This window comes from Methanobrevibacter sp. (genome assembly GCF_017468685.1).
In the GTDB taxonomy this organism is placed as follows: domain Archaea; phylum Methanobacteriota; class Methanobacteria; order Methanobacteriales; family Methanobacteriaceae; genus Methanocatella.
The window spans coordinates 1-9,215 of record NZ_JAFUHT010000089.1 but is presented as its reverse complement, the minus strand read 5'-3'; the positions used below and the strand labels follow the sequence as shown (position 1 = coordinate 9,215).

The 9,215-nt window shown below is 30.1% G+C and carries 6 protein-coding genes and 1 pseudogene; 2 read left to right on the top strand and 5 right to left on the bottom strand.

Annotation, left to right across the window (positions count from 1 at the left end; all coding sequences use genetic code 11):
• Positions 1-203 (bottom strand): annotated as a pseudogene (locus tag IJ258_RS11470) (bile acid:sodium symporter family protein); the annotation flags it as partial.
• 130 nt (positions 204-333) lie between these two features.
• On the bottom strand, positions 334-783 hold the full coding sequence (locus tag IJ258_RS11465) for a hypothetical protein (RefSeq protein ID WP_292807012.1): 450 nt from the start codon (positions 781-783) through the stop codon (positions 334-336).
• Between the two features lie 728 nt (positions 784-1,511).
• Between IJ258_RS11465 and IJ258_RS11460 the strand changes: the two genes are divergently transcribed.
• Positions 1,512-2,093: a hypothetical protein gene (locus IJ258_RS11460; protein WP_292807010.1), complete on the top strand. Its 582-nt coding sequence runs from the start codon at positions 1,512-1,514 to the stop codon at positions 2,091-2,093.
• A gap of 28 nt (positions 2,094-2,121) precedes the next feature.
• Here the strand turns inward: IJ258_RS11460 and IJ258_RS11455 are convergent, their stop codons facing one another.
• Both IJ258_RS11455 and IJ258_RS11450 read right to left on the bottom strand, forming a co-directional pair.
• The gene (locus tag IJ258_RS11455; RefSeq protein WP_292807008.1) at positions 2,122-4,083 is read right to left on the bottom strand and encodes a phage holin family protein; all 1,962 of its coding nucleotides are present in this window, start codon (positions 4,081-4,083) and stop codon (positions 2,122-2,124) included.
• Positions 4,084-4,102: 19 nt separating this feature from the next.
• Positions 4,103-4,795 (bottom strand): hypothetical protein, encoded by a 693-nt coding sequence (locus tag IJ258_RS11450; protein WP_292807006.1) that lies wholly within the window; start codon positions 4,793-4,795, stop codon positions 4,103-4,105.
• Positions 4,796-4,999: 204 nt separating this feature from the next.
• Between IJ258_RS11450 and IJ258_RS11445 the strand changes: the two genes are divergently transcribed.
• On the top strand, positions 5,000-5,827 hold the full coding sequence (locus tag IJ258_RS11445) for a DUF4013 domain-containing protein (protein WP_292807004.1): 828 nt from the start codon (positions 5,000-5,002) through the stop codon (positions 5,825-5,827).
• Between the two features lie 159 nt (positions 5,828-5,986).
• On the opposite strand, the gene IJ258_RS11440 is transcribed toward IJ258_RS11445, so the two are convergent.
• Positions 5,987-9,076: a hypothetical protein gene (locus IJ258_RS11440; protein WP_292807002.1), complete on the bottom strand. Its 3,090-nt coding sequence runs from the start codon at positions 9,074-9,076 to the stop codon at positions 5,987-5,989.
• Positions 9,077-9,215 lie beyond the last annotated feature (139 nt).

The following is a 9,215-nucleotide window of genomic DNA, read 5'->3' as shown; positions in this document are numbered from 1 at the left end:
CTGAACACATTAATGAAATCATCAACTTTTAATGTGGTCCCCATTGTGAAAAGAACTATGCTTAAAAGTAAATTGATAATGTTTATACCACCATATTCACTTAAAACCCATTTAAATGAATTCGGATAAACTAGAGAAATAACTACTGCTACCAGTATCACTATGAAAAAATATTTTTCGATAAATTCAAAAATCCCTTTCATGTCTTAATTTATGAATTTAAAAAATAAAAAGATTGCTAAAAAGACCTATAATATTTAGGTTGAGAGATGGAACCTAATTTTGTAAATAGGTCATCTCATCAATATAATTAAAAGCTTTAAAATAGCTCAATCAGGCTATTATAAAGTCACCGATGACATTTTTATCATTTGATGCAATCATAACTATGCATTTATCTTTTGAATAAACGAAAACATAATTATCATCATCAAATTCCATGAAACCGCCCACATCATTAATAGTAGTTTCATTAGAAAAATCGCCTAAAATATCATCTGCATCTAAAGAACTGTAATTATATACATATATTCCCACTTGAGTGTTATCTTTAGCATAGACTTTTCCATCAAAGTCATATCCTTCATCGATATACTCCTCAATCATATTGAAAGTACTTTTAGAATCTTCTTTATAACCTGCAGGAATATTAAAATCTATTCCTTCTATTGTTACAGTTTCGTCAGCACTGCCGAAAATATCTCCTAAATCAAAAGCAGATACCGCGCTTATACTTACTATAACAACAAACAATGCCAATAATGCACATATTTTTTTGTTCATAATTTACCTCCCATATTCATTTAATTTTATTATTAATATGCATTTCCCTAAAAAGGGATTCACAAAAAAATTAAATTTTATGTTTATCTATCTTCAATATCCTAATTTAAAATCCTAATAATCCTAATAGAATTGAAATAACAAATATAATTATTCCTATTTTTAATAAAGTTTTTAAGCCTTTTAACACTGCATAAACTATAAAAACAATTATTAATATTGTTATAATATTCAGTACCATATTCGTAAACATTTTTTTAACCTCTTAAATTATTGTTTTGTCATTTCCAGAAATATCTTATTTGAAATTCAAAAATAAATCTTGTTTAAAAATGAATGTTTCCTACATTATACTCCTAGAAACAACACATCACTTAAAAGATATGATTTTTAGAATTTATAAAACTATCCCCCTGCATAAATCAAATATATTTTTAATACAGAACGTATGTTCTCTTAATTTAACTAATATTCCCTTAAAAATTAAATATACGAATTGACAAATAATGATTATGGAGATTTTTATTATTATTTTTAAATTATTACTTTCAATTTTAATATTTGGCGCATTATTTATAGCAGGGAAATTTATTTTCAATAAATTAGAAGACAGTGAAAATAAGGCTTTAGATCCACTTGAATATTTTCCTGAAGAAGAATTTCAAACAATAACTCAGTTTTTTTACCTGATACTGATGTTAATTTTCTTTATTTTTATCTTATACATAGTGGTAGTTAAAGGAAATGATTTCGTAGGTATTGCTATTTTGCAAGTGATTGTATCATTATATGTTGCTTTAGTTTTAGATTACAGTTCATGGAGCAATAAAATATTATTTTTCCTGTTAATACCATATGAGGCTATTGCAATCCTTGTTTTCAATGAAGCTCTTGCAATATGGCCAATTTATATAATGCATATTCTCGTTTATATGTACTTTATGAAATTTTGTTACGATAGATTTAAGGACTATACTCAAACAAACGGTCTTGGAATTACTATATTACTATTATTCACTTTGATTTTTGTTAGTTTCATCATAACATCAATCGTAGAAGGTGTTGATCCTTTAAATTCATTGGTCATGGTTTCAAATGCATTTACAAGTAACGGTTATGCAATACTTGGAAATTCAGGCATTGGTAAATTGACTTCACTGGTTTTAGTTTGGGGAGGATACATAATATCCGGCGTAGGTACTGCCACATTAACGGCCGCAATTTTACTGAAATATCATAAAAAACGTGAAGACGAATTAAACAAACGTTTGGATGAATTGGAATCTTTAATTAAAAATAATCAGGAATAAGATAATGGATTATATCAAATCCAATATCTTATTTTTTCAATTCAGCTAAATTCTCTTTTAACAGTTTATAAATATTTTCTGCACCAATGATGTCATCATCACTAACCTTCCAGCTTGAAGGGTATAAAATAAATGGTTTAGACTGGTCTCCACCAGCTCCCCCATGACTTCCAACAAGTTCCTCAAAAGCACATACTTCATCAGCTTGCTTATCATAAAAACTGTTAACCAGGATGTCTGGTGTATGTTCAAATGAACTGGTTCTTTTCAAGTGTCTTACGATATTTTCTCCAAATCCTTCAAGAGGGTTTTCACCTTCAATTTCACCACTGTCCAGGAAATAAGTTCCATTTCTGCCAATAGCCAAATCACCGTGTTCCTGAGATTTAACTAAAATAAAACCTATATATTCATTATTTATCAAACCAGGTATCAATTCTGGGAAATAGCTGTTAAGTTCCTCATAGGTTAGTCTTTGACTCCATTGTGTTAGATAAATCATTGCAAGATTTCCTGAAGCTAATACTATGACTTCAGAGTCTGTTAACTCCTGTTGTTCCTTTTCCTCGTTTTTAATTTTTTTCTTGTCTCTTGAAAATGGAGAGGATCCTGCAAAGTGGTCTTCATCTGAACTCATTTTTGCAAATATTGTCATGTCTTCAGGAAGTAAAGATTTGACAAAATCCTCAAATGTCTCACCATATCTTTGGGTGAATGTGGCACCGTTTGTTTGTCCGTGGTCTGATTGAATGACAAACTGGTAGTCCCGAGGACAATATTTGTTTGCATCGGTTAAATGCTTGATTTGCTTGTCCATTTCCCTTAAGGCGAACCATGCATCATTATCTCTGACTCCAGAGTGATGTGCTATTTCATCATAACCCAAGTATGTTGAGTATGCAACATCAACATCTCCAATCATCATGTCTCCAATCAATGTTGAAGTGTTGATTTCCCTCATGAATACATTTGTAGCTGCCCTTGTTGGAATGTAGACTATTCCCCGCTTTATCCTTGGTCTAATATTTTTTACAGAATGCATGATTTGTGAGTAGATTTCACGAATAATATCTGCTAAAAACAAAGCAATTATACGTGCAAAATAGCTTGGATTGGAGAATACTGAGTACCATGCCTTATTGTATAATTTTTTAAATTCCATTATCTTACTGAATGTGAATATTACATTATCAGTATCTCCTGAAAATAGATTTGATCTGCTTGCTCCATTATCAGCAAGCAACCCGTTCCCATTGGAAATTCTTTTTTCCAATTCAGGCACTTTACTGATTCCGGAACATTGCATCATCTGATTACCATTAGCTTTTTCTATCCACCTGAATGCAACAATGCCCTCATTATTTCCATGAAGTATTCCGGCTTGGCTTGCTCCTGTTTGGGATGAGAGGTCAGTTTCCCACATTCTAAGATTGTAATCATCACTTTCAATCATTTCTTTAATGTTAGGCATATATCCTTTTTCAACCGCCTCACATAACACATTATAGGCAAGCCCATCAATTTCAACGATTATTACTCCAGGATAATCTTTAATTTCGTTTTTTCTTTTCTTTTGAGCATCCCTTAAAACAGACCTATAATATGAACTGTCATCTTCAATTGTTATTAATGAGGATAATATTGTTGTAACAGCAGCCATAGCCAATGGAGCAAGAATCAATGCTACATCACTAATTTGTATATCAAATATAGGTGCAAAAAACTGAAGCAATAATCCGTTTAATATCAATGATCCAAAACCGAAGGTTAAAACTAAAAAAGGCATTGCTATTCTTGTTAGAATAGGCCAGAGCACTGCATTAATTAAACTAATGAATAACACTAAAAATAATATGTCATCAAATTGATCAACTGTGACTCCCAATCCTAAAAAGCTTACAAGATATATTCCCAAGACATTTCCAATAAATACAATTAAACTTCTTTTAAAACTTCTTTTGGGAGTTAGTTTTTGTTTAGTAATTTCCATAATAATCACTTGTTAAATATTAAATTGGTAATTTTCCAGTGTATTGCTCTATCGTATTTTTAGCATCATCCAAGTTAACACCGGTTTTTTCTTCCACAGTAGATTTAATATTGCTGCCATTTGCATAGTCATTTGCTTTTGACTGCAAATCCCCAGTCATATTTTCTATAGTTGAAAGAGTGTTTTCCAAATCAGTATTTTCAGGATAAACATTTTTGTACTCTACTGATTTGGCCATGTGAACTGCAATGTCCTTGTCTTTGCAGCAGATTAAAATATTGTCATGAGTGGTTTCATTTGATAAAGGAATGCAATAAAATTTACCGTTATAATTCACTTTAATGATATCAAAAATGTGGATTTCCAATAGTTCATCGGCATTTATCACATAACATGTAACACCATCAATATCCTGTTTTTCTCCATTTTTTATTATTTCCTCAAGGGCATTGAAACCTAATTCGGTTACTTGGAGGAAATTTGGGTCCTCATGATTATTGTAGGTCACCAATATTCCATCGTTCCAATTCCATATTTTGGCTCCCTCAACATTACCTGCGTATTCTGTTTGATTGGCTGGAACTTCTATGGTTGTTCCGTTGGGAGTTATGTCAATTCTTTCATAATTAACTGAGGTTAACATTACAAAAATAACTCCTGCCACTATGATAAGCAGTATTATTCCAATTATAATGATTTTTTTATTGTCCATAAATAACACATCATTCTTTTAATTAAAGTTATTATCTTTTTTCTAGAACAAATATTTAATTGATTTAATAGTATTATTGTTCTAAAATTTAAAAAAAAGAACATACGTTCTCTAAAATTTTAAACAAATATAAATATTACTTTTTAAATAAGATATTAATATCTCTTTTGAGATTAATAATAAATAAGTTAAATGGTGATAAATATGGATATAATGGATATAATTAAGGATTCTTTTGTATTCCCATCAAAAAACATGAAACTTTTATTAATTTTTGAACTATTGTCAATAATAGCAGGAGCATTTTCCGTTATTGGAACAATAGTATACGTGTTAGGAATTATTACTCCCGAATGTTTCATGTGGGGAGGAATTGCAGTTATAGTTTCAATGTTAATAGGATGGGTACTGTCAGGTTATTTAATTAGTGTTATTAAATCCGGAATTGAACTTGATGACGATGTTCCCGAATTTGAATGGTGGGATAATTTCAATAATGGTTTTAATTATTTTATTGTTTCAATCGTCTACTATATAATTCCTGCTTTTATTGTTGTAGTTGTAGGATACCTTACAAATATCTTTGGCAATGCTATAGTCGTCGCTCAGGAAATTATTACACAAGCTCTAAATGTTTATATGGGTGCTTCTACTGTTTATATATCTGAAGCAATGACTCAAGCAATAGCCAATTTGGCCGTATCTTTAGCTATAACTGCTACTGTTGCTATAGTTTTATTTGTAATCTTTTCATTCCTTCAGACTATGGCTGGAGCAAGATTAGCAAATACTGGCAGTTTGACCGAGGCTTTAAATATTTTTGAATCAGCAAAAGACATTAGAAGAATTGGTATTGGCAAAGTAATTATATTAATCTTATTGGTTATCATAATTGTTGCAGTTATTGAAATGATTTTATCAGCTATTTATAGCTATGTACCAATCTTATCAATTCTTTCAATTATAATAACTCCATACTTAGCATTCTTTACCCAAAGAGCTATTGGATTATTATATTCAGATATAGCTTAATTATTAAGCTATATTTTTTCTTTTTTAGATTAATCAACTATTAAAACCCATTATTCTTTTTTTAACTCAATTCAATCAAAAAAGTATACTAAAATAAAACGTGAAAATTTACAAAAAAAATAAAAAAAAATGAGAAAATTAATAAAATATTATTTTCTCTTATTTAATGGTTATTTTAACTGTTTTTTTAATTGCTTTATAGTTTTTATCTCCTTTAAATATGATTTTTGCTGTGTATTTGCCTTTTTTGGTTAATTTTTTGATTTTAAAGATTGCTTGTCCTTTAGCATTAGTAGTTGTTTTAATTGTTTTCTTGTATTTTTTACCTTTGATTGTAATATATACTTTGACTTTAGACACAGCCTTATTACCAGTTTTAAGTGTTATAGTATATTTTTTAACTTTAACTTTGGATTTAAAGGTTTTTTTACTTGCAATTATTTTTGTCACTTTAGGTGAAACCTTGTTTTGTTGATTTTTTAAATTATTTATTTGTTCAGTTAAAAGTGTTATTTGACTTTGTGCTTGTTGTAGTGCAGTTTGATTGCTTTTCAAGTTCTTTTGTAATGTTTGTATTAGGTCTTGTGCTTCTTTTAGTGCTGTTTGGTTGTTTGTTAGGTTGTTTTGTAATCCTTTTATTGTAGAATTTAGGCTTTCTATTTGATCTTGTGCTTCTTTTAGTGCTGTTGGGTCATTTTCTAAGGCTCCTTCTAGTGTTTTTATTCTATCTTGTGCATTTTGTAATGCTGTTTGATTGTTTTTAAGGTCGTTTTGTAGTTTTTGTATTTGGTCTTGTGCTTCTTTTAGTGCTGTTTGATTACTTGTTAGGTTGTTTTGTAATTCTTTTATTGATGCGTTTAAGTTTTCTATTTGGTCTTGTGCTTCTTTTAGTGCTGTTTGATTACTTGTTAGGTTGTTTTGTAATTCTTTTATTGTAGCATTTAGGCTTTCAATTTGGTCTTGTGCTTCTTTTAGTGCTGTTTGATTACTTGTTAAGTTATTTTTCAGTTCTTCAATATGATTTTGTGCATCTTGTAGAGCAGTCTTATTGTTTTCCAAATTGGATAGTAATTCTTTTATTGTAGAATTTAAGCTTTCAATTTGGTCTTGTGCTTCTTTTAGTGCTGTTTGATTACTTGTTAAGTTACTTTTTAGTTCTTCAATATGATTTTGTGCATCCTGCAATGCTGTCTGATTATTTGTGAGGTTGTTTTGTAATTCTTTTATTTGATTAGTTAGGTTTTCAATTTTTGTTTTAAGTTCTTCTTCCAATTCTGCTATTTTCTTATCTTTGTCTAACTCTACGTTAAAGTTTATTGTTATTTGTGATGCGTCATAGTTTTCTGTTTCAGGGAATTTTACTGTTATTGTATATTCTCCAGCGGTTAATGTATCATCTGTAATTATTCCACTGATAGTGTTTTTAGTGATGTCTCCAGTTATTTGTATATTTGCATTAGGTATTGGTGTCTCTGTTAATGCATTTAGAACTGTGATGTTTATTTGCAGATTTCCTTCTGTATTGTTAATAATATTGTATATTATATTGGTGCTTTTTTCATCTTTTATGTTTAATGTGAATTCGGTTGAAGAAGGATATGCGTATTCAGCAAAATAAGTTATGTTAATGGTATATGATGAATTAAGAGCACCATACATGCTTTCCAGTGCATCAACCAGTGATGCTGTTGATATTTTATATCCGTTTCTCACATTGTAATAAACGGACAATAACTTGTAGCTGTCTTGATCTTTCACGGTTACGTTTATTGTTCCGGTTAGGTCACTCTTATCTATGATTGCTAATGGTATTTTAGTATTTGTTCCTTCAGCATATTCATAACTTGCCTCAGGTGTGCTTATTTGTGATTCACCGATTACATAAAATGTAATATTGTCTGACTTCTGGTCTAAAACAGTAAAGTATGCTGTGTGAGGTCCAGGTTTTAAATTGCTTAAGGTTATATCTTCATAGTTGGTTGTTCTGTTTTCACCATCAATGTAGAATGTTATGCCTCTTAGTCCTGTTTTAATGTCCTTATAATATTGAGGATTTTTGAGTGCGATATCATAGCTTAATATTATATCCTCAGTGGCATTGAATGTGTTTCTGCCATCTTTGATGAGTAATGTTAATCCGGTAATGCGAAGGTCTGTTGATATATAAGTGTTGTTTACATATGTTCCTGTCCAAAAACCTCCTAAATCAATTGTTTCTTGTGTATCTCCATGGTTATTGGTAAATATGTTTCCGGTAGCATTCAAATATCCTGTAAAGTATATTGCTCCACCACTAACATATGTTCCCTTTGCAATATTGTTTGTAAAGTTTGAATAACTTATATGCTGATATTTGTCCTGCTCACTGATACTATCAGAGACCGTATTAGTGTATAATGCTCCTCCACGATCACCTATTTCGTTGTTTTCAAATACACATTCGGTAATGAACATAATACCATACTTGTTACATACTGCTCCTCCCAAATCTCTGGCCTTATTGCCTTTAAAGGTGGATTTGGTTATTGTAAATTTTTTATTGTAACTTATGATTGCTCCACCGTCATAGTATGCAGTGTTGTTTTCAAATAGTGAATTGTTGACTGTTAATTGACCATTGGTGTTGTATATTCCACCTCCACGCTTTGCCGCATCATTATTTGTGAATATTGCATTGTCAATTATTACTGTTCCTTCTTTGGTGATGTATATTGCTGCTCCATTTTCACTTGCTTTGTTGTGTGTTAAGTTGGAGTAGGTTATTGTCAGATTACCAGAATCAACATATATTGCTCCACCCATATTTGCGTTAGCGTTTATTAAGTTTAAATTTTTTATAATCACAACTGCTCCTGAGACAATATTAAATATTCTTGCCTGACCATTTCCACTAATTGTTTTTCCTTTACCATCAATAGTTATTGATTTATTAATAATAATTCCATCTTTTAATTCGGAATCTGAACTTCCATCATAAGTATAATCATTATCCAATACTATTTCCAAATCAGTTGCTTCGTTAATTGTTTTATTCAATGCCTTGAAGGAGGTTTCACTATAATCTTCCTTGAGAATAGTTTCATCATTACTGCTTTTAACTGCTTTTTCATCATCCTGTGCTAAAACAGCACTTGTATCGTCATTTACATCACTACTTACTACTGTATCATTATCTGCTGCACAAACAGCACCTATCATTAATAGACCTAGTAAGAGCAGCGTAATAATAAATGTCTTTTTTATTTTCATTTAATCACCTTTAATCATTTTAATTTATAATTTTTTTATTATAACAAGGGCATCCGCCAAAACTAATTTTTTTATTTTTAATTTTTTATAACTGTGTTATATATTTCTTGTTTTTTTAATTTTTTTAGTTAAATCTAAT